Annotated in this window: 13 protein-coding genes; 3 read left to right on the top strand and 10 right to left on the bottom strand. The window is 51.9% G+C overall.

What is annotated here, in order from left to right:
• Positions 1–105 precede the first annotated feature (105 nt).
• The 3 genes from AC286M_RS11290 to AC286M_RS11300 all read left to right on the top strand — a co-directional run bounded on the left by AC286M_RS11290 (position 106) and on the right by AC286M_RS11300 (position 6,049).
• The gene (locus AC286M_RS11290; protein WP_488204484.1) at positions 106–606 is read left to right on the top strand and encodes a hypothetical protein; all 501 of its coding nucleotides are present in this window, start codon (positions 106–108) and stop codon (positions 604–606) included.
• A gap of 534 nt (positions 607–1,140) precedes the next feature.
• Entirely contained in the window at positions 1,141–3,159 is a 2,019-nt protein-coding gene (locus AC286M_RS11295; protein ID WP_488204485.1) for a hypothetical protein, read from the top strand.
• Positions 3,160–3,811: 652 nt separating this feature from the next.
• Positions 3,812–6,049 carry a CHASE2 domain-containing protein gene (locus tag AC286M_RS11300; RefSeq protein WP_488204486.1) on the top strand — a complete coding sequence of 746 codons (2,238 nt, stop codon included), beginning with the start codon at positions 3,812–3,814 and terminating at the stop codon, positions 6,047–6,049.
• Between the two features lie 497 nt (positions 6,050–6,546).
• On the opposite strand, the gene AC286M_RS11305 is transcribed toward AC286M_RS11300, so the two are convergent.
• The 10 genes from AC286M_RS11305 to AC286M_RS11350 all read right to left on the bottom strand — a co-directional run bounded on the left by AC286M_RS11305 (position 6,547) and on the right by AC286M_RS11350 (position 22,236).
• Entirely contained in the window at positions 6,547–7,005 is a 459-nt protein-coding gene (locus AC286M_RS11305; protein ID WP_488204487.1) for a peptidoglycan-binding domain-containing protein, read from the bottom strand.
• Positions 7,006–7,500: 495 nt separating this feature from the next.
• On the bottom strand, positions 7,501–9,171 hold the full coding sequence (locus AC286M_RS11310) for a transglutaminase domain-containing protein (protein WP_488204488.1): 1,671 nt from the start codon (positions 9,169–9,171) through the stop codon (positions 7,501–7,503).
• A 137-nt stretch (positions 9,172–9,308) separates the two neighbouring features.
• Entirely contained in the window at positions 9,309–10,217 is a 909-nt protein-coding gene (locus AC286M_RS11315) for an AAA family ATPase (protein ID WP_488204489.1), read from the bottom strand.
• Positions 10,218–10,270: 53 nt separating this feature from the next.
• Positions 10,271–11,446, bottom strand: coding sequence for a bifunctional riboflavin kinase/FAD synthetase (locus AC286M_RS11320; RefSeq protein ID WP_488204490.1), 1,176 nt, complete (start codon positions 11,444–11,446; stop codon positions 10,271–10,273).
• A gap of 342 nt (positions 11,447–11,788) precedes the next feature.
• Positions 11,789–12,685, bottom strand: coding sequence for an MBL fold metallo-hydrolase (locus AC286M_RS11325; protein ID WP_488204491.1), 897 nt, complete (start codon positions 12,683–12,685; stop codon positions 11,789–11,791).
• A 425-nt stretch (positions 12,686–13,110) separates the two neighbouring features.
• Positions 13,111–13,989 carry a 5'/3'-nucleotidase SurE gene (surE, locus tag AC286M_RS11330; RefSeq protein ID WP_488204492.1) on the bottom strand — a complete coding sequence of 293 codons (879 nt, stop codon included), beginning with the start codon at positions 13,987–13,989 and terminating at the stop codon, positions 13,111–13,113.
• Positions 13,990–14,214: 225 nt separating this feature from the next.
• On the bottom strand, positions 14,215–16,152 hold the full coding sequence (gene ftsH / locus AC286M_RS11335; RefSeq protein WP_488204493.1) for an ATP-dependent zinc metalloprotease FtsH: 1,938 nt from the start codon (positions 16,150–16,152) through the stop codon (positions 14,215–14,217).
• Between the two features lie 249 nt (positions 16,153–16,401).
• Positions 16,402–16,644, bottom strand: coding sequence for a hypothetical protein (locus AC286M_RS11340; protein WP_488204494.1), 243 nt, complete (start codon positions 16,642–16,644; stop codon positions 16,402–16,404).
• Between the two features lie 37 nt (positions 16,645–16,681).
• Positions 16,682–20,113 (bottom strand): GAF domain-containing protein, encoded by a 3,432-nt coding sequence (locus AC286M_RS11345; RefSeq protein WP_488204495.1) that lies wholly within the window; start codon positions 20,111–20,113, stop codon positions 16,682–16,684.
• Between the two features lie 113 nt (positions 20,114–20,226).
• Positions 20,227–22,236, bottom strand: a complete 2,010-nt coding sequence (locus tag AC286M_RS11350; RefSeq protein WP_488204496.1) for an AAA-like domain-containing protein — start codon at positions 22,234–22,236, stop codon at positions 20,227–20,229.
• Positions 22,237–22,313 lie beyond the last annotated feature (77 nt).

Below are 22,313 nucleotides of genomic sequence, written 5' to 3' on the forward strand. Positions count from 1 at the left end.
AAAACTGCCAACACTTGCCAAAACTGTTGTTCTAAATGGTTGAGGAGAGTAGCTGCCCTCGCCTCTCAACAACCATCTGCACACAGCGGGGTTTATGTCTCAATCATGCAACGCTTCTACAACTGCGTCTCACTGCCCATTATTACTGGACTGCTTATTGCAGCATCTTTGACCTCTGCACAAGCCAAGCCAGCTTCCGACCAGTATTTAGCCAGCATCCCGGAAGGAGCTTCACCTTCAACTACCACTCTCCCTGGTGCAACTCGTGCAACTCATGAAGAAGACTTGAATCCATCAACTGATTTACGGAGCCTGCCGACGGGCAGCGGTTCTCCTAGCTCTAGGCGTCATCCAGGAGCGACTCGTGGTGGTCACGCTACAACCACAGCGTCTCAACTTTGTGTGAATGATTTAGCAGAAGGCGCAATCGCACCAGAGTTTACGTCTCTTGACATGATGTCGAGCGCAAGTGCCGGGCCTAGTTTGTCCACACTACCGACTGTGGCGACTCCTAGCGTTTTGAATAGCTTATCTGCGATCGCAGCATCAACGTGGCAACTCCACCCGACTTACCAACTGAGTCAGAGTCTGGCTCCATGTGAGTGATGCCAGTTCTGGTATTTGGCACTCCAGAAGGTTCAGTGCTGGGGTTGGGGACTGGGTGTTAGGGGTTGGGTATCAGGTACTAGGTGCTGAGAAACCTAAACACTCGCTTCACTCCTGACTCCTCTCGCCTCGCGTCGTTAAAACCCGATCTGTAGCCAGAGTTCATAAAACGAGAGTGGGGATTTGCCACGTGCAGCAGATCCCCACTCTCGTTTTTGTGATCAGAGCTGACAGTCAGTGATTATAAAGCGCTGTAAACATTATTTATTTCCTGGGGGTTCTGTGTTACTAAGTTTAGGTACAATGATGCACCGATGCAGCGATAATCTTAAGTCAATCGGGCATCGTATCATCTGCAACACTTTTTAGACTAACGTTTTCTAGTCTTAAGGTTGTTCAATCTCACTACTGATGGCTCTCGTCTTTTAAGTACAAATATACCATATTCCGGTAGGAAATTGGTTCGTCCTATTTGTCTTATTTGGCTTAGATAGATGGGCGCTTCGGGATGTCGTACCGTTCAGGTTATTCACAATGAGTGACGCCCCTTTTTCTCCGAATCATGCTGATCCTTCCCGCGATCCTCACACCGAGCAAGATGGCCTAGACCCAACATTGGGTTCTGCTGCTCCGGCGGATGATGCACAGGAGCAAGGATGGGCAGATTGGCAAACTGTTCAGTTTCCGGATGCTCTTAACGTTGAGGCGCTGGAGCAGGAGGAGGAAGTGGCGAAACCGACTGCACGGGCCAATCCCAAATCCGCCAAAGCCAAATCGGCTAAAAATCCGCCAACAGATCAACCCCAGGTAAAAGCAGAGCCACCTGCGATCGCACCTGAAGATGACGATACAGAGGCTGATGTCATCGAACCGGATTGGCGACCTCACGTGAAATCTCGGCAAACTATCGAGGTCTCAGCCCAAGCCATTGACGAGCAGGCGATTGAAGCGCCAGCGCCAGAGTCGGTTGTCGATGATCAAATTGAAGAATTATTAACGCTGATTCGTGAACTGAATGAATGTAACGATGCGCTGTTGAGTCGGGTGCGGCATTTGGAAGATGCGCTGACTCAGTGCCAGTCGGAACTGGATCGGGAAGTCATGCGATCGCAACACTCAATTCAGCAGCAGCAGGAGCAAGAGCTTGCCCTAGTTGCCGCCCAGCAAAGAGCCGCTCAAAGTGCAGATGAACTAGAGTTTGTCCAGCAAACGGTGCAGCGTCAGCAGATTCAAATTGAAACGCTGGAAGCGCAGCTTGAAACCAGCCAGCAGCGGGTGGCGGAGCTAGAGCGGGAATGTGCCCTAGTCCAGCAAAAGCAGCAGGAGCAGTACCACCAGCTCCAGGAATCCAAACAAGCCTGCCAAGATCTGCGATCGCGGCTGCAGCGGCAGCAGCGTTATACCTTGCAGTACAAAGTGGCGCTGAAAAAGTGTCTCGACGTACCGCCGCCACGCTATCAAAGTGCTGGAGAAACCTTTACTACGGCTGATGCTCCCACAGGCTTTATGCCCAAGGTGTCTGAAATTCAGCCTTGGTCATCCACACAGCCATCTGACACGCAGCCATCGGATGCCGACTATGCTCAGCAACCTCCAGCAGAGAACACCTCTGACTTGTTGGCCTGGATGCAGTCCAATCCTGCCTTAACTCATCTGTTTAGGGATGAAGACGAAACGCTAAACTCCCCTGCGAATTGGGAAAATGATCTGATCGCTCAAACCATCGATCTAACGGCTATTCAGGCCGACGACCTGTTTGACCAACCCATTACACCCGATCCGGTCGTTGAAGCAGACATGACCAATACTGCGGAGACTGACGCTATCCATTCTGAAGCGGAATCGGTTGCGGATATGTTCAGACCTCAGCCAACTTCCATTAGCTATGACGTAAAGCATTTGACCCGCAGACAAAGCAGCTCAAGCTCTGCCGATGAGGACAGACCTGCGGCGACTCAGGCTCCAGAATCGCCATCTGATGGTGTTGCCGCCGATGCCCAGCTAAACAATGTACAGCCAAACAATGTACAGCCAAACGCGGTACCGCGTCCTCCCGTGGAAGCCGAAGATGCGCTATGGGAAGATCTAGCGCGCTTAATCGATGCCTCAACTGAAGAAGAAATTGCGATCGCAGATGAAATTGTCTTTGAAGATGGCGAGTTTACCGACGCATCGCTGAACAGTGATGAGGAATCAGCACTCTTTGAGCCAAATGTAGAGCTGAGTTCTTCACCACCGACTCAGGCTGAAGCCGTAGCCCAGTACCTCGACAGTCAAGCACCTCAGGATTTTCATACTGCTCCATCTGCCGACCATGAGCAACCAGACCTGAGTGAATCAGCCCCAGCAGCTAGCCAGGAACAGGAGCCAACCAATTTCTTAGAAGAGCAGCATCACAACCCATCTCAAATGGCTGACTCAACTTGGACAAAATCTTTTGCACCCCAAGCTAATTGGCCGTCTCCAGTGGTTTATCCGCTACGGGCTCAAAAGCCGCGCCGCAAATCCCTAGCCTCGGTTGAGCTACCTTCTTTTCCTAAAGCCGCTCATTAACCGTAAATCAACCTAGATCCAAAAAAAGGATGTTGGTCACTGCGAGACGACGACCAACATCCTTTTTCGGGTTTTTCTATAGCGCTTCTTGCGCTAATCAAAGGGGGAGTTATAGCGGTTCTAGATAAGAACGAGAGAGGAGAGTGCCTCAGAATGAGGCACTCTCCTCTCTCGCTTTCTCACTCTTAACTGAAATCGCTATATTTTTTGGAAGCCGCGCGGAGCGCGGCTTCCAAAAAATAACTTGTACCTCAGTAGCCCAGGAAAGGCGATATAGAAATCCGAACACAAGTCCAATTGATAGCCAGAATCATGTTGGTTGGGGCGTTGTTATGGCGCGGTGAAACTACGTCACAACAACGTCTGTCCTAACAGGGCTGACTACAGCGATACGGGCCAAAACCTTAGGGTTTGCATAGGTGGCTGCTCGTTAGAGATAAGTTCTAAGATGCATCTTGTTGAAAATTAGTAAAACCATTGCTAAATAATGATTTCAGCTCTCTGGAATCAGATTTAGGAACCGTGAAGATGGAGATATGCTAGTGATGGTAAATTAGGATTTCCGCATCAATTCTCATCAAATTTCCTATGATGCTAATGATGCTATCAATCACTGGTATGTACCCTGTTGGTTGGTTGGCATAGCCAGATTATGAATACTCGGGAACAGAACGTAACGTTGCTGACATCCGGTACCCTATTGTGCGATCGCTATCGAGTCCTGCGTCCGTTGGGGCAGGGTGGATTTAGCCAAACCTATGAAGTTGAAGATTGTGCAACTTGCGATCGCGGCAGCATCAAAGTCCTGAAAGTGCTGCTGGAAAGCTATCCCAAGGCGGTTGACCTGTTTCAGCGGGAAGCCAAAGTTTTGAGTCAGCTTTCCCATCCTGGTATTCCGAACGTTGAACCCGATGCCTATTTCACATTTGAGGCTACCCATGCGGCGGATTTGATGAATATCCCGCAGCTCTTGCATGGCCTGGTGATGGAAAAAATTCCCGGCCTGGATTTGCAGCAGTGGATGATGAGTCGCAACATGTCGCCCATTTCGCAGTCTCAGGCGATTAACTGGCTGCGGCAACTGGCGGAAATTCTGGGTTTGATTCACAACCAGCAGTATTTTCACCGCGACATCAAGCCCTCCAATATCATGCTGAAGCCCGACGGGCAACTGGTGCTGATTGACTTTGGCGGAGTGCGGGAAATCACCGAAACGTTTCTCCGCCAGCAGGAAGACGACTTTACGGGTACCCGATTGGCCTCACGCGGCTATGCGCCACTGGAACAGATTGATGGTCGCGCTGTTCCCCAGTCCGACTTTTTTGCCCTCGGTCGCACCTTTGTCTATTTGCTCACGGGAAAATCGCCCACGGCCATGCCGTCTAATCCAGCTACGGGCCAACTGGTTTGGCAGGAGAATGCGCCGCTACTGTCGCGATCGCTAATTGATCTGATCGACTGGCTGATGGCTCCCTTCCCAGGCCAGCGTCCCCAAAGCGCCGACGAAATACTGGATGCGCTAGATACCATTGCCCAGCTAGATGCCACCAGCGAACTACCTCAGCGTCCTAAAGCACCCCCATATGAGTCAGTTGATGCCACACAGCCACCTTGGTCAGAGGTTGATGAGTTTGACGCGGCACCCGATACGCGTTTTCCGGTGCCGCCTCTACCGCTTTGGCTGAAACTGTTGATGATGGCAGGCTGGAGCAGTGCCGCGGCAGGCCTGCTGATTGTGGCGCGACTGATGGGGCTGCTTCAACCACTGGAGTTTGCGGCCTTTGACCAGTTTTTGCGCTGGCGTCCGACTGAATCTAATGCTGAACAAACCGTTGTGGTGGAAGTGACCCAAGCTGATATTCGTCAGTTGGGTGGCGAGTATCCTCTGCATGACGACACTATGCTGGAAACCTTACAGACACTAGAGCGCTACGCCCCCAGCATGATCGGCATTGATATCTATCGCGATCGCCCAGAAGGAGAGGGGCAGGCTGAGCTAATTCAATACATTCAGCAGCACGATCAGGTTGTACCAATTTGTGCCCATCCAACGGGTGAAGATGATGCAGGCACAGCTTTTTTAGAGGGAATTTTGCCGGAGCAAGTTGGATTTGCGGATATTGCCCTCGACTCTGATGAAAGAGTGCGTCGGCATTTGCTGGCAATGCCGCCCCAGGCGGATTTTCTCTGTCAGGCATCCTACGCAATCAGCACACTCTTGGCATTCACCCACCTGGAACAGCAGGGCTATGAGCTGTTTCCAGGGCTGAATACCTGGCAGGTGGAGCGCCCCGCTGATCAGACTCAAACAAGCGAGGCGATGACAATTCACCTGTTGCGATCGCGACCTGGTTTCTATGCCAATCGGCAATCCGTGGAAGGACATCAAATTCTGCTGAACTATCGGGCCGTCGAGAATCTCAGTGCTGCAATTCCCCGCGTGCCGCTGACCGATTTGCTAGCTGGCACAGTTGCACCCGATTTAATTCGTGACAAAGTCGTGATCATTGGCGTCACGGATCCGACGGTTAATGATGACTTTCGCACCCCTTATGGAGAGAATCTGCGCGGCGTTTTGCTCCAGGCCGAACTGACCAACCAGCTCATTGCAGCCGTAGAGGATGGCCGTTCACTCCTGCAGTTTTGGCCGCGCTGGGCCGATTGGCTGTGGATCTTGGCTTGGGCGGGTGTTGGTGGCGGACTTTGGCTGTGCAAAACGCGATCGCAGTTGGCCCTTTCTGCAAGTGGCACAGTGGTTCTTTTATCCGGATTAAGCTGGTTTAGCTTGATAAGTATAGGGGTGGTTGTGCCAGTTGTCCCCGCAACTTTGGCTCTCGGCTTGGCCCTCAGCGGCAAGTTCTTATTAAAGGCCATACACTCCTATCGTTAATTTTTTGAGCATTTCAGTTTGTTTAACGTTTAAAGCCCCCGGAGATTACCATGTCTTTTTGCACCCAATTAACTCGTGTATTTGCCAAATTTTTCTCTTCATCTAAAAATGGTGCCGCTTATCCTCAAAACTCAAACGGTAATGCAGATTCTGAGCAGCCAAACTCTCATGTAGACGATGAGTCGGCTCCTGAAATTATGACGATGGGATTGCGCCCTATCCCACGGAATTCTCGACGCCCACAGGGCAGACGCGGACGGGCTGGTTCTTGGTAACTTGATTTATAGCGGTTTTAGATAAGAACGAGAGAGGAGAGTGCCTCAGGATGAGGCACTCTCCTCTCTCGTTTTCTCACTCTTAACTGGAATCACTATACAAATAAAAATATATAGGTCAATAACTTTGATTCAACACTTTTATCTAAAACGGGGAGATGTTCACAAGACATCTCCCCGTTTTAGATAAAAGTATATTCAGATTCCCTAACTTAAACAGACTTAATCACCTATTGCTGCACCGAATGTGAGTGGGCCTACTACACCTTCTGTATTAGTGCTTGGAGTTCCATAACGTTGAAGTTTGACGACTGCTTCATGAGTCAAGGGGCCAAAGATACCGTCAACTGCGCCACGGTAAAATCCCTTGGATTTTAATCCTGATTGAAGCTCTTCTGCTCCAGTATCGCTTTTACGTAAAAACCTGCCGGTAAAATGTGTTGGCCATTCCCGCGCATCAGCTAAGGCGCTCCATGTCATCTCTCCTACAACTCCGTCTTGTTCTAGCCTTTTGTTTTTTTGAAATTGTTGAACAGCGGCCTGGGTTTTCGGCCCAAAAACACCATCTACTGCACCCAAGCTACTGGAGGTTGCACCTCCTCGAAAAAGGAGCAAATATTGTAAATCAACAACTTCAGCTCCACGAGAACCTGTTCTTAATACAGTGGTTGTGGCTGTCATGTTTCCTGTTCCTTGTATAGGGGGCATATATACTAGGACTTACGTAATTGAATGATTTTTGGGGCGCTTATCGCCCCAAAAATCATTCAAGATCCAAGCTTTTCGTTCGCTGTACGTAAGTCCTATATACGTTTGTGGTCTGCTCTTGACGTTCGCCAAGATGACCGACCTACTAGTAGTAAACAGGCTGATCTGTAATGAAGCAATAGAGGTTTAGGAACTTAAGATCAGGAGTTTAAGGAGGACTGAAATTGACCTATGCTTGTGGCGCTAACTACTATGCGTAACTAAGACTCTAGCCACAATTTCTACTCTAAAAAATAAGAATCGCCAAAATCCTAAACTTCCTTATCTTTGTATACTTACCTATGCTGATTTTGGATTAATTTTGGACAAGACCGAATATTTTAATGTTGTTGATGCTGGCACTGTGCGATCGCACATTATCTATACGCCGCTACGATTTTTGTTTCATCGCTAGATACAGAAAGAAAATTAATCCGTTGGCGGCGGCAGTTCGTCCAGAATGGTGAAGCGGACGTGATTGATTGCTAGCTCACCGATTTTGATGCCCAGATCCTCAATTCCGGGCACTCGGATTTTCTCAAAGGGCACGTCCCGACTCATTTCGATGTGGTACCAAGGCAGCGCCATGAAGAATCGCGTCGGGTAGGGGCCGCCCTCCTGAATATCATCGACGTTTGATTCCATTGGCACCCAACCATAGCCAGGGATAAAAAACTCAATCCACACGTGGTTGAAGTCCGGCTGGAGCGGTACCCCACGTCGATCGGGAGGTGGAGGGCACTTATAGCGGCCAACGGTGCGGCAGGCAATGCCGTTCAGCCGCATCAGCGCTAGTAAAAGACCGACGTACTCGCCACAGGAACCTGTGCCTCGGCGCAGCACCACGTCAGGCGTGTCAATATGGGGCTTGATACCGTAGGAAAGCTTGTCGTAGACATAGTCCCGAATGCTGAGCACCTGGCGCAGCAGGTTGGTTTCCGAGCCAATTGCATCACGGGCGGCATCGCGAATAATTGCCTCATCCATCGACAGCTCGTCGTCATCGACCAAGTAATTGGCCTGATACTCACTGGATAGCGGGGGATGCCGCTCGACATCGCTGGGCACTAGCTGGTAGCGAATGCCGCGCACTTCCAGCAGTGCCCGCCAGCCAAATAGTCCGGCCCGAGGCGTGTGAAGCTGGTCGAATTTGAATAGGGCAACGCGCTGTCCATCCACCGTTTCTTCGGTGTAGGGCATCCCCACAGGTTCAACCCACCGCACCCGCTGCCGATCGGAGTTCATCGGCATGGCGATTCGCCATTCTAAGTTGTCTAGTCTCACCTCATCCAGGGCGGACAGTTCCTCCACATAGGTCATCTCAATCAGATAGCCGTTGGAGAGGGTGTGCTTTTTTGCAGGATCGTACTTGAAATGCAGCGGATAGATGAAAGTGCGATCGCGGAATGCCAGTTCCAATGTTTGTCCTCGCAGATTGGGATTGTCGCGAATATAGGGTTCTTCTCCGGCATGGGCAATGTAGAACGTACCCTGATTGCCCGTAAATCCGGCTGGAATGGCGATACCCGTGGGATTGTCGTAGGGCGTCATGATCGTGAAGCGAATATCTCCGGTTGCCCGATCCAAACAGTAAACCGTTTGCTCGGTGCGATCGCAGACCCAGAGATCTTCGTTGGAGATCGCCAGATTTTCTTCACCGATGCCGGGAGCGGGAATTTGGGTGATCCGCTGACCATTCTCGCGGTTGAAAATAATGATGTAGCCGATGCGCTGACAGGCGACGTATACCGTTGCATCCCAGACTGCCACGCCTTCGAGGGGATAGGGCATGGTGACAAAGGGTTCCGGCTTTAGATCGGGAAAGGTGCAGCGATAAATAGTGCGATCGCTGGTAAACCAAACTTCGTTTTCCCAGACCGATAACCCAGTCGCGCCAACCCATTCATGGGCCGTATGTTCGTTGAGAATTTTTGTATTGTCCGTTGCGCGATCAATTTCAAACAAATAACCGTGAACCGAATCAACGGCGATCAGCTTGTCCCCGACCCAGGCAATACCGTGCAGTGCATAAGCACCAATCGGTCGAATGGTGCGACAGGTAATATCATCCTCAACAGTTGACTGGGGGGACGATGTCAAAGATGGATCGGAATTGGTCAACATAAAGCCAGCAGCGCGTCAAAAGCATCATCTCATCATAATCAAAAGTGCTTTCTTGCCAATGTGCAAGAGCAACATTCTCTGAGCATGACACGCTTGGGCTGAATTACGCATCTCTACGGAATTGGAGTTGTCTCTAGCAAGCGGCTGACAATTGCCGACGATCGCTGCCCTCCTGTAGGTATCATGCGGTGACTGAGTACCGGATGAGCCAATCGTTTGACATCATCGGGCAGGGCGTAGTCTCGATTTTCCAGAAAAGCCAATGCTTGAGCGGTTCGGTAGAGGGCAACGCTACCGCGTGGACTGACACCTAGCGTCACCGCTTCATCGACGCGGCTGGCGCGAATCAGATCCAAAATGTACTGCTGAAGCGATGTTTCGACTTTGACCTGAGCGCACTGCTGCCGTAGTGCCGTAATTTCTTCTAGTGAAATACAGGGCTTTAGTTCCATCGGCGTAATATTGCCCTGAAGCTGCTGAAGCATCTGCAATTCTTCCGCTTCACTGGGATAGCCCAGGGAGAGCGAGAGGGCAAAGCGATCCATCTGCGCTTCGGGTAATGGGAAGGTGCCCTGATATTCCACGGGATTTTGCGTGGCAATCACGAAAAAGGGAGCGGGTACACGGCGGGATTGACCGTCTGTTGTCACCTGCTGCTCTTCCATCACTTCGAGCAGGGCTGACTGAGTACGAGGCGTGGCCCGGTTAATTTCATCCGCCAGCAGCACATTGGCAAACACTGGCCCTGGCATAAACTGAAATTCACCTGATTGGGGATTCCAGATGTTAGTCCCTGTAATATCGCTGGGTAGCAGGTCAGGCGTACACTGCACCCGCTGAAACTTACCGTCAATAGAGCGCGCTAGAGATTTAGCCAGTAGCGTTTTGCCAACGCCAGGGACATCTTCTAGCAGCACATGGCCGCCCGCTAAAATCGCCACGAGGACGAGCCGAATCGCTTCCTCTTTTCCCACAACGGTTTGGTGCAAGTTCGCGATTAGCTGCTCAACTCGATCTCTCATGACGCACGTTCCAATCAGTTTCAAAGGGGCTTTGCAAATGGGACTGCCTTAGTCTACCCATCTAATTTGCGATCGCGCACAGACAGCCCATCTCTGGCCCGCTGGCAATCCTGCTGAATTTGCTGCTTGAGAGCATCCAGAGAAGCAAATTTCTGCTCAGGCCGTAGGAACTGCTCTAGGCTCACCGTCAGTGTCTGATTGTACAAATTGCCTGACCAGTCCAGCAGGTGCACCTCAATCGTGCGCTGAATGCCCTGGACAGTTGGCCGATGGCCGATATTCATCACCCCTGGAATGGGACTAATTTGGTGGTGATCGAGTTCCAGATACACTTGAGTGCTGTAAACCCCATCGCGGGGCAGGAATTTCTCGGATGGTAATTTTAAATTAGCGGTCGGAAAACCAATCGTACGACCAAGCTGCTGGCCTTTGACGACGCGACCTGTCAGGGTATAAGGACGGCCCAGTAAGCGGTTGGCTCGCTCAAGCTGTCCCGCCTGTAAAGCCTGGCGGATGGCAGAACTGCTAATCCGCTCATGCTCTTCTAATTGCAGCGGCACGGTATGAACGTCCACGCCCAGCGCAGTAGCAAACTCAACCAAATCAGCCACTTGTCCAGCACGGCGATGACCAAACCGAAAATCCATGCCCACGCTAATTCGCTGCGCCCGTAACCGCCGCACTAGAATCTCTTCCACAAACGCACGCGGGCTGAGATTAGCCAGTTCCTGATTAAACGGCAGCAGCACAAGCTGCTCTATTCCCATTGACTGGAGCTGAAGTGCTTTCTCCCGCAGGGGCGTCAGTAACGCACGGGATTTACCCGTAAAAAATTCTTGCGGATGGGGAAAAAACGTCACTACCGTTGAGATCGCATTTCCCGGATTTACCGCATTCGCCACCTCAGAGTGAGTCGGAGAGTGAACCGGATTTTGATCAAGCGTTGAGGCGCAAGTCTGCGTTGACGAAGGCTGATCGGTGCCATTTGCCACCCACTCTAATTCTTCACTCCATTCCATACCGTCCGAAAAGCTGTAGCGTGGTCGTTCCCAGCTCGACAGGCACTGGAGCGGCTGCCGATGGGAGTCAGGCACGACAATGGGTGGTTTTGCTGGGACTAGCAAAACCGGCTCGATCACTCGTCGATGACCGCAGTGAACGCCGTCAAAGTTGCCGAGTGCGATCGCAGTTGGAGTTTTAACCGTTTGGAGAGAAGATGTTACCCACACGCTTTACATTTTGACACAATCCGCCGCGATCGCGTCTTTCGCTTTCGCATCAACTCGACCTGGCTAGTTCTTGTAGGTGGCCTCATCGGCCCCGCTTTACCGTTTCTGCGACCGTGAGGTATGCGTGTGAACTCATACCAGTTTTGGCAAGTAGCGCTCTGGATGAGGCCAGTGCTGAGTGCTGAGTGCTGAGGATCAATTTGTAGCCATAACGGAGAGCAGCGATATTAACCCGTAAGGACGGGTTGTGTTGATCAGTTTCGGGTCAAACCAATTACATTTCGGCTAAACCCGCCCCTACAGTTCAACGTAACCCGCCTCTACCGTGCAGGCAATATAAACCTATGCTGAAACCGTCTTGGTCGAAACTGATACAGCCGGATCGGTTTCGGGGCTAATATCAAGTACCATGCCTTCCTTGGCGACAACGCTGTTAGGGAAATGAGCTTGGGTGAGCCGCTCAATTTCATCCATAAACTCATCGCCATGAGCCGGATCGTGATGGAAAATCACCAGTTTTTTTACATTAGCGGCTTTAGCAACTTTGACGGCTTCTTGCCAGGTTGAGTGTCCCCAACCGACTTTGCTAGTTCGTTCGTCGTAATACTCAGCGTCCGTATAGGTGGCATCGTAGACCATCACATCGGCGTTGCGGCAGAGCCAGAGCACGTTTTCGTCCAGCCGATCATGAAAATGCTCGGTGTCCGTGATGTAGGCCGCCGACTGGCCGCGCCAGCTCACGCGATAGCCAACGGCTTCACCGGGATGGTTGAGCAACGCATTGTCTACCACTACATCGTCGATTTGAACTGACTCACCCACTTCGATATCGCAAAACTTGAGGTCGGCCCCCATGATTTGGAGCGGCACCGGAAAGTTGGGATGGAGCATTTGGTCGTTCAGCCGCTGCTCAATTGTGGAACCGTTCGGTGCGATCGCACCGTAGATCTTAAAGCGGTTGCCTTTGATGAAGGCGGGGGTAAAGAACGGAAAGCCTTGAATATGATCCCAGTGTGAGTGGGTGAAAAACATATTGGCATCGACGGGCATGCGAGAGAGCATCTGCTGCCCCAGAACTCGCAGTCCCGTCCCACCGTCAAAGATTAAATCATGATCGCCTACCCGCATTTCAATGCAGGAGGTGTTGCCGCCGTAGCGAACGGTATTTTCGCCCGGACAGGCAATGCTGCCCCGGACTCCCCAAAAGTGGATTGTGAACCGATTTTGTGTATCAGCCATGAGATCGTTTTACCAGGCTTCACCAAGGTTTTTCCGTTACACCATCTTTCAGCGGTCTAGCGCGTATTCAGCATCAGTTGGTGTGATTGTAAAGTTGGAGAGGCACCACAAGTCGAGAACTGCTAGCGATGATCGAATCGAGGGTAATGATTCGTAATCGTAGATAAAAATATTTCTCTATTTTAGTACCTCAAGAAAGCGATCGCTGAATGCGAATCCAGGTAGCCAAATCTTGCAACAAGTTTGGCTGATTTACAACAGGTTGACAACTAGAGTTTTAGAGTTGCTTGCTGTAGGGAACGAGGCTGGGATAGACGTATGTCTAATGCTCATGGTGCCCGCATTTGCAGCTTCTGCGACAGATTTGGCTGGTTGGCCAGAGTAGATGCGATGCGGTGATGCCGCCCCGTTAACGCATCCGTTGATTAAGAATCTGCTGTAGAACGTAATGTTGCTCCATCAAAAGCAACAAAATGTCTTGTTCCCAATTCGGCAACTCCTCTTAGACAGGTCAAATTATATTGAAGTGGCGTAATTGTGATGTAATTCTCGCGAATTGCATGTACATCTGCCGCTACCGTATTTTTCTTTATTGAAGCGGCTGACGGCGAATTCGGCTGTGATCTCAGTTCTGCAGGGCTGGAATTTAGATCATCTTCTGTTTCTTCCAGCAGTTCGCCAGCCAGCCAATAGTAGGTTTTGCCCCGTGGGTCAGTACGCTTCTCGAATAGATCAAAGTAGCGACGCACGCCCTGCTGTGTGACTTTGACGCCCTGAATGTCTGACGCTTCGATGGGAGGAATATTGACGTTCAGCAGCATGGGCTGCTCGAGCGGCTGCTGTTCCAGTTGAGCCAGCAGCTTGACTGCAAAATCGGCTGCGGGCTGAAAGTTTTGGTAGGCAAAGCTGGCTAGGCTAAATGCGATCGCAGGTATGCCTTCAATCAGTCCTTCCATTGCGGCGGAGACGGTACCGGAGTAAAGCACATCGGTGCCTAAGTTACTGCCGTGGTTAATGCCCGAAAGCACATAGTCAGGTGGCTCCGGCAAAAGAGCGCCCAGCGCGAGTTTGACACAGTCTGACGGTGTTCCAGAACAGGCCCAGGCTTTGACATCTGGATGAAATACATGATCCACCTGCTCAGCCCGAATTGGGTCATGCAGCGTCAAACCATGTCCCGTTGCTGAGCGTTCTCGGTCTGGACAAACTACGGTTACCCGATGCCCGGCTTGGGCTACGGTGTTGGCTAGAGTGCGAATGCCAAGGGCAAAAACACCGTCGTCGTTACTTACGAGAATATTCATCAAACTGAACTCAAAAGGGAATTGGCTAGTCTGACTGTAACAAGTTTGGGGGGCAGTTCTCAGATCGCGACGTTTTGCGATCGCAGGTTGTGAGGCTGGCGACGCTGCGATCGCAAAACGTCGCAGAATATCACAAACATCGCAGAATGGCGAATGTTCATCAACCTAGCCTACGTTCACGCAAAAAGCGTCTGTCCGAGATAGGCAGACGCTTTTTACTGAGACTTACTCACTTGCTGCAACGAGCTGCTTTTTTTGCTTTTCAGGCAGTTCCCTGTATTTTTCCACTAGAGTCCGGAATTCTTCACCTTCTAGGATTTCACGCTCCAGTAGAGCATCGACAATGGCATCGAGAACCTGGCGATTCTCACGCATGACTTGACGCGCTCGTTGGTAGCAGTGATTTGCGATCGCACGCACTTGATTATCGATCTTGGTGGCCATCTCTTCCGAATATTCAGAGCGAGGCATCAAATCGCGACCTAAAAAGACGGAATCATTACCGCTTTCTAGAGCAAAAGGCCCCAGCTCTGACATACCGTAGCGGGTTACCATCTCCCGCGCCAGATTTGCCACAACTTGAATGTCGTTACTCGCACCGATGGTTACTTCATCTTCGCCAAAAACTTCATGCTCTGAGGCTCGACCACCCAGAGCAATAGTGATGCGATCCAAGAGCCAACTGCGGGTATATAAACCGCTATCAACCATGTCCTCATCAAAACTCTGCTGAGCGAAACCACCAACGCCACCGGAACGAGGAATAATCGAGACCTTATTGAGTGGGTCAGAATTATCCAGCAGCGTCATCAAAATGGCGTGGCCAGCTTCGTGATAGGCAATAATGCGCTTTTTCTTGCTGTCGAGTAGGGGCGTTAAGGCCATCCCGGCGGTGATGCGATCGATAGCATCCTCAATTTCCCCCATGCCAATGGCATCTTTCCGCCGCCGAGCAGTCAGAATCGCGGCCTCATTAAGCAAGTTCGCCAAGTCTGCGCCCGAGAAGCCAGGGGTGCGACGAGCCACTGCCGCCAGCGAAATTCCCTCTTCTAGACGCTTATCACGGGCATGAACTTCCAGAATTCCCAACCGTCCGCTGTAGCCGGGTAGGTCAACCGTGACCTGACGGTCAAACCGGCCTGGGCGGAGGAGCGCCTGATCCAGGACATCAGGACGGTTAGTGGCGGCGATGATGATCACCCCTGCATTGCCCTCAAAGCCGTCCATTTCGGTGAGGAGCTGGTTCAGAGTTTGCTCCCGTTCGTCATTGCCGCCGCCGATGCCAGCTCCCCGCTGACGGCCAACCGCGTCAATTTCGTCGATAAATACGAGACAGGGAGCGCTCTCCTTGGCTTTGCGGAACAGATCTCGCACCCGCGATGCGCCGACGCCGACAAACATTTCAACGAATTCTGAACCGGAAATGCTGAAGAACGGAACGCCTGCTTCACCGGCGATCGCTTTAGCTAAGAGCGTTTTACCTGTTCCCGGCGGGCCAATTAGCAGCACACCTCGGGGAATTTTGGCTCCTACGGCAGTAAAGCGCTCCGGCTGCTTCAAAAAGGTGACAACCTCTTGCAGTTCTTCCTTGGCTTCCTCAATCCCTGCCACATCATCAAACAGAATGCCAGTCTTGGCTTCCATTTGGAAGCGGGCTTTGGATTTGCCAAAGTTGAACGCTTGCCCTGACGCATTGGCCGAACGCCGGAAGATGAGCACCAAGCCCAAAATGAGCACCAGCGCTAGCAAGGCATTAGTCGCCAGCCAGGTCAATGCACCGTTATCGGCTGAGGGCGTGACCTGAAACTCGATATTGTTTGCTCTGAGGACATCAGACAGCTCACTGTTGTCCGTATCAAAAAGCTGAACTTCTTCGGGCGGTTCCCCTTCTTCTTGAGTCGTCAAGGTTACCCGCGCTAGATCGCGGTTGGGATCTAGCTCAACCTTTTCGACTTCTCCCGCCTCTACTTTTTCGATGAGTTCACCATAGCTCAATGGTTCTTCTGTTTCTTGGGTCTGCGCGATCGCAGGTGTGACAGGCAAAAGGCTCTGCAACAAAAACCATCCAATCGTCAGCATACCGGCAGATGCCGCACCTTTAGCTGCGGAGCGAGAAGTCGCTGATGACTGAGCGTGATTGGTTTGAGAAGAAGGCTGAATCATCGATAAATGTCTTTCCTCTGATGCCGTGCGGATGAACTCGGTTGGAACTATCAGGTCAATACACAGTGAGTTGTGTGACTGAGTTGGACTAAACCTGTATTCTCAGAACGCACTTGGTTGAGCCTGAATACCGAGTCAAGTTCAATACAGTTTACTTCGATCTATTGTCTAGTGTAGCTTCATGGCTCAATCACTGCCTGAGGTGATCGGAAGGGTTTTTTAAGATACAGCAGCAAGATGCAGTAGCGGTCATAGCAGCATTACGCCTTGGGGCCGTAGCATATCGTGCAAATCCGCAATGGGTTCGAGTGCAACGGAAAAATTTTTCGGCCCGGCGATTTTTGACATACGTCTACACAATACGTCTACATTAATCTGCACATCATCAACGGTTTCACCAACTGCGATCGCAGTTGTCCCCCATAAATTCACACCATCATGGTTTTGAGCAATGTGGTACATCTTTTCGCCACATCCCTGCGGCGCACGCATGGTCAGTTGACGTATGAACTTGGAGCAGTATGGATGGTTAAACCGCTTGACCGTTTAACTGTGACAAAGTCTCTTCCTGCTGTCGGACAGCGGCTAGTAGTTCGGCATTTTGAATAATCACGCCGACTTGGTTATTGAAAATTTGCAGACATTTGCGATCGCTATCGTCAAAACTGGTTCGCAGGACGTCGGGCACTTGTCCCTGCTGCATGAGAGCGTAATCCGGTATGACATTGGCCAGCTTTTTATTAACCAGTTGCGTCACGCCGATTAGCTCACCATCCGAGTCCAAAATCGGCATACAGAGCAGGCTACAGGTGCGATAGCCGGACTTCTGATCGGTTCGCTTCGCCGTGGCCGCGTCGGGATGATCGTACAGGTCAAAGGGAATATTCAGCACCTCACCTGTAGCGGCGACCTGTCCGGCAAAGCCTTGGCCAACATTGACGCGGATCTCCTGATAATCCTCTGCACCTGTTCCGGTGGGAATTTGCGTCCAAAGCTGCTGCCGTGCTTCATCCAGCAGCCAGAGCGTCCCCCGATCGGCATTCATCAAGTCTTTGGCTGCATCGATTACTCGATCCAGCAGTTCAGCTGGATTCACTCCATTACCAGACAGGGAACGAGTCGCCGCCATCAGGGCCGCCGCTACCCGCTGACCCCGTGTCGTCTTGTGATAGGAGCAAAAACTTTCCAGGATAAGCTGAATGGCGGCAGCATCGTGGGTGATTTTCTCCACATCGGCTTCATCGAATCCATTCGGATCAATCCGTTCGGCTAATGGTGCCCAGTGATGCGAGTGGGGCTTGAGCTTGTTGAGCAGTTGCACCACCGCCACCAGCTTGCGCTTGGGATTGATCATCGGCAGCGCCAGCATGGTGTAGGTGCGGTAGTTGTGTTCCTGATCTAACCGTCGGGCCACCGTCGAACGCGGATCGTCATAAAAATCGTAAGGGATGTTAATTTGCGATCGCGTTGCCGCTACTTCTCCGACAATGCCCTGATCGGCAGGAACGCGAATTTCGAGATGATTGTGGTCGGCATCGGACTCGGCAATAATGGTCCAAAACTCGTTCTGTTCCTCATCGAGCAGGAAAATCGACGTGCGATCGGCTCCCACGGCTCGGCCCAGCTTGTTGGTAATTGAACGCAAGGTGGTGTCTAAAATCTCGTCGAATCCCTGAGCATCCATCACCTGATTCAGTAGCGCTAGGGTACGACTAACCACGCTTTGGGGATGATTGGCAGCCTGCTCCTTGAGGGCCGCAAACCGCTTGGCATTTTGAATGGCAACGCCAACTTGAGTGTTGAATACTTCTAGGTGCTTCTGGCTATTGCTGTCAAAGCTAGCTTTGGAACAGTCCGGCGCTTCCGGCCACTGAGCGGGGTCATAGTCAGGGAAATCACCCAAGCGCCGCTTATTCACCAACTGCGTCACGCCCAGCAGTTCACCATTGGGACTAAAAATCGGCATACAAAGCAGGCTACAGGTACGATACCCAGTTTGCTCATCGGTTTGACGGGCCGTGGCGGAGTCGGGATGATCGTACAAATCAAAGGGAATATTCAGCGTTTTGCCCGTGGCGGCGGTTTGGCCCACGTAGCCCTTGCCGACCGGAATGCGAATTTCCTGCATCACGCCATTGCTGGTGGGGATTTTTGTCCAGAGGTCGTTTTGCTCACTATCCAGTAGCCAGAGCGTACTGCGATCGGCATTCATCAGCTTTTTGGCTGCATCCATCACCCGCTTGATAATTTCGTCAGAGTCCAGGCTGCTCTGGGAAATCGAGTTGGCCGCTTCATTCAGCGCTTCGGATGCCTGTAACCGCTGGGTGAGGCGATAGCAGTACTGACAGCGCTCCAGCACCCGTTGAATCGGCGAGGCATATTCCTCCAGCAGTCGCTGATCGCTGGCGGTAAAGCCCTGGGGATTGAGCTTATCGATCAGCGGCACCTCGGCACTGCGACCGGGCTGAATTTTGTTGACCAGCTTTACAAAAGCCACAGGCATATTGTTCTGGTCGTACAGCGGCAAAAACAGCTCGTGATAAATACGGTAGCTGCCTTCCTGGTGCGGTTGAGCTGTAACCTGCTGTTCTTGCCACTCTTTAAACTCGGTAATGCGGCCCTGGGCCTGCTCATTGCTGAGAATCCGGATTTCAGGCCGTTGGCTGTTGCTTTTGGAGACAATCGACCACAGATCATTCTTTTCCGGATCGACAAACACAATGCTGACCCGATCGACGCTGAGCATTTCCCGCAGCTTGGCGACAATCGAGCTCAAAATTTCATCCAGAATGTAGTCAAACCCCTGCCCCTCCATCAAACTGAGCATGGACAGCAGCTTTTGCTCCTGCCGCGCCACGGTTTGCATAAAGTCAGCCCGGATGCTCGACAGCGCCTGCTGAATCCACACCGAGTTAAACACCACGGCATAAATCCGGTTATAGACCTGGAGCTGACCACCTCGCTTCACCACCAGTCCCGCCATCTGTAGCTCAAGCTGCTCACTGCGGTTGCTAGCTGGAACCGCACCCTGCTCCAAAATCTGCTGATAGAACCGCAGAACTGGCCCCGTCCGATGAGCCACCCGCAAAACGCGATCGCGGATTGTCTTTAAATGCGGCGGTTCATCTTGAGCTTCCCAGTTGTCGATAATCTTGTCGTAAACTAGCTGATCAACCCACTCAGTCGTGCTCAGGTTGGGAGAAATGCGCGGCTGACTGACCACAAATTGACAGAGCTTTTGGGTCAAAAATGGCTGTCCTCCCGTCCAGTCCAGGATCGTCTTGAGCACCTGAAGCGGATTTTCAACCCGTTCGGCCAGTCCGTCCGCTAAGGGCAGGGCTTCTTCTAACTGAAATCCATGTAGATCAATTGGGCGACCCACATTAAACGGCGTGCAGCGGCTGTCCTGAATCAGCTCAGACGGAGTGGTGACACCGAGCAGCGCAAACGTTAGCCGATCATAGTCATCGCAGGCTCGGATAAACACAAAGAAATCATCCAGGTTGAACGGTAAGCTGCGGACGCTGTCGATTTCGTCAATAAACACCACAATGGGCGACTGCACCTCAACCAACAGCACCTGCTCAATCAGTTCACTCAGCCGCTCAATCGGCGACAGGTAATCTCGCTCACTCAGCCAGGTGCGTAGTTGGATCGACAGGTGAAAACTGCTAACTAGTCGTCGCATCACGCCCGCATACCACTGATCGCGGGTGATGTCCTGACTGCCAATTTTGGTCAAATCAATCGCGGCACAGGCAACTCCCTCCTGCTTCAGCCGATGCATGGTGCGCACGCGCAAACTGGTTTTGCCCATCTGCCGCGAGTTGAGGACATAGCAGAATTCTCCGGCCTTGAGCGCGGTGTATAGCTCTTCGTCAGCTTGGCGGACAACATAGCTAGGCGCATCAAGGGAGAGATGGCCGCCGACTTTGTAGTGATAGTAGAGGGAGGGGGGCATGGGAAAGGAGTGAGGAGTGAGGAGTGAGGGTGAGAAGCAAGGCGTGAGGGATGAGGAGCAAGGCGTGGAAGTCCGGCTCCCCTCTCCCATAGGAGAGGGGTTGGGGGTGAGGGCTATTCAGAGGTGGAAGATGGGAGTTGGATGCGATCGCAGAAATAGCGGCGGTAGAGTTCAAAGCTGGGGACGGCACCGTTGCCTTGCAGGTGGACGAGGCCCATGCTGTGCAGTTTGAAAATTTGCTCGGAGTCAAGCGGGACGGGGGCAGAGGCGTGCAGGATGGTGCTGTAGGCGCGGGCTAGGTTAGGATACTGCTCGAACTGCCAGAGGTGACGGCGCAAGTGGTCGCTGTAGATGCCCGCTTCGGTGGGGGCGGTGTCGTGTAGCTCGGCCAGGGTGAGCTGATTTTGGGCGATGTAGTACATGGCCAGCCGCACGAGATAGGGATGGCCACCCACCAGGGTCATCAAACTGTGTACGTTCTGGTCTGTCCAGTTGAGCTGATGGCGATGAGCCAGGTCAGCCACCTGTTCAGCCGTGAACTCGGACAGCTCAATCGGCAAACCCACGTTAAACGGCGACTGATTCACGTCCAGCGGAATGTAGACTTCGGTGGAATGCACAACGACCAGCCGCAGTTTTTCCCAGAGCTGGCTGTCGTCACTGCCGTAGCTGGCTTCTTCATACCAAGCGCGCAGCAGACCGAAAAAATCGTCGGCAATTTGCGGATACTGGAAGACGGCATCCACTTCATCCAGACCGAGAACGAGGGGGCTGGCGATCTCGGGCAGCAGATACTCCTCAAAGTAGGTCGTGCAGTTGTCCTTACTGCCGTAGGTGTCGTCCCAGTAGGTTTCTAATCGGGGCGGCAGGTGCAGCTTGCGAGCAATCTTGGCGCAGAACCAGCGCAGCAGGCTACCCAGATCCTGAAAAATCTCCCGATCGGCATGTTGAAAACTGAGTGGAATCGCCTGATAGCCTTTCTGAGTTTGAGCATGGTGGATAATCCGCGCCATCAGCGAGGTTTTGCCCATCTGCCGGGGCGCTTTGATGCGAATCAGCATCCCTGGTCGGCCAATTTCGTCATAGCAAGCTGGTTCATAGGGCGCACGTTCGACGTAGAAGGCCGAAGCCAAACGCACTTGCCCCCTAGGAATTTCCGGTTCCGCCGTCGGCAGCGGATAGGACGATAGCGGTGCCACCTGAGCAGATAAAGCGTTTGAGTGATCCAGATCTGAATTTTGCTCAATCCCGTACAGGTTCAGGTTTAGAAGAGATTGATCCGCATCGAAGGGTAGGTTAACTACGTTCAAGCTGAACTGGGTAGGATGCTGCGTTCGGCTTTGCCGTCTCGAAGAGAATCGCGATTCAGTATCCACCGTTGGCGCATCTAGCAGAGCATCGGTTAAGCTCACTAAATCGGACAGTTCCCCTTGTTCCAGAAACTGCTGAATGGCTTGGGCAATCGATTGGGTATCCACAACAGATCGGCACTGCCACTGCACTGCGCCTTGCAGATAATTCCGCAAGTCATGATGTAAAGCAACGTCAGCCTCCGGATCGGTACGCACTACGACTAGAAGCGGACGATTGCCGTCCTGATCGCGCCACTGACGCAGCCGCCGTAGTTCTTCCATCACCATTTCACTCACGGCAGATTGTTGCGATAGCAGCAGAATGAAGCAATTGCAGCGCTTGAGTTCCAGGTCAATTTGCGCCAGGTTAGCCGTATCGGAAAAGGGTAGCGGTGCGATCGCATCTAAATCACTGGCAAATGGTAAGTAACCAGCGGCCTCAAACGACTGGTAAAGTGCCTCGGCCACTACTCGATCCAACTCACAGTTGCGATAGCTAATAAACACTCGCTTCTGCCGCAGATATAGACGCTCCAGCGCCCCTCGAATACGCTTTTTGGAAATTTTTTCCCCAAGGGCTTCTGACAGCTTTTGCCACAGCCGATAGCCCACGGTTTTCTCAATATATTCGGGATTGCGTGGGTAAATCTTTTCATAGGTTTGTCCTTGCCAAGAACCAATGAAAACCCGTCGCTCTAAATCATTAAGGTGCTTGTTGGTTTTGGCATAGAGTAGTCGATCGACTAGAGAGAGCGCATCTTGAACGTCCATTGCAATTGTTCAACATCCTGATAACCCAATTTGGAGTAATGCACCTGATTAAACTATTTGCAAACAGAGCTGGGATA

This window comes from Thainema salinarum CENA647, from assembly GCF_057732415.1.

Bases quoted from the DNA above. Each gene is read 5' to 3' on its own strand.
- AC286M_RS11290 (WP_488204484.1), top strand. From the start codon at position 106: ATGCAACGCTTCTACAACTGCGTCTCACTGCCCATTATTACTGGACTG.
- AC286M_RS11295 (WP_488204485.1), top strand. From the start codon at position 1,141: ATGAGTGACGCCCCTTTTTCTCCGAATCATGCTGATCCTTCCCGCGAT.
- AC286M_RS11300 (WP_488204486.1), top strand. From the start codon at position 3,812: ATGAATACTCGGGAACAGAACGTAACGTTGCTGACATCCGGTACCCTA.
- AC286M_RS11305 (WP_488204487.1), bottom strand. From the start codon at position 7,005: ATGACAGCCACAACCACTGTATTAAGAACAGGTTCTCGTGGAGCTGAA.
- AC286M_RS11315 (WP_488204489.1), bottom strand. From the start codon at position 10,217: ATGAGAGATCGAGTTGAGCAGCTAATCGCGAACTTGCACCAAACCGTT.
- AC286M_RS11325 (WP_488204491.1), bottom strand. From the start codon at position 12,685: ATGGCTGATACACAAAATCGGTTCACAATCCACTTTTGGGGAGTCCGG.
- surE (WP_488204492.1), bottom strand. From the start codon at position 13,989: ATGAATATTCTCGTAAGTAACGACGACGGTGTTTTTGCCCTTGGCATT.
- ftsH (WP_488204493.1), bottom strand. From the start codon at position 16,152: ATGATTCAGCCTTCTTCTCAAACCAATCACGCTCAGTCATCAGCGACT.
- AC286M_RS11340 (WP_488204494.1), bottom strand. From the start codon at position 16,644: ATGCGTGCGCCGCAGGGATGTGGCGAAAAGATGTACCACATTGCTCAA.
- AC286M_RS11345 (WP_488204495.1), bottom strand. From the start codon at position 20,113: ATGCCCCCCTCCCTCTACTATCACTACAAAGTCGGCGGCCATCTCTCC.
- AC286M_RS11350 (WP_488204496.1), bottom strand. From the start codon at position 22,236: ATGGACGTTCAAGATGCGCTCTCTCTAGTCGATCGACTACTCTATGCC.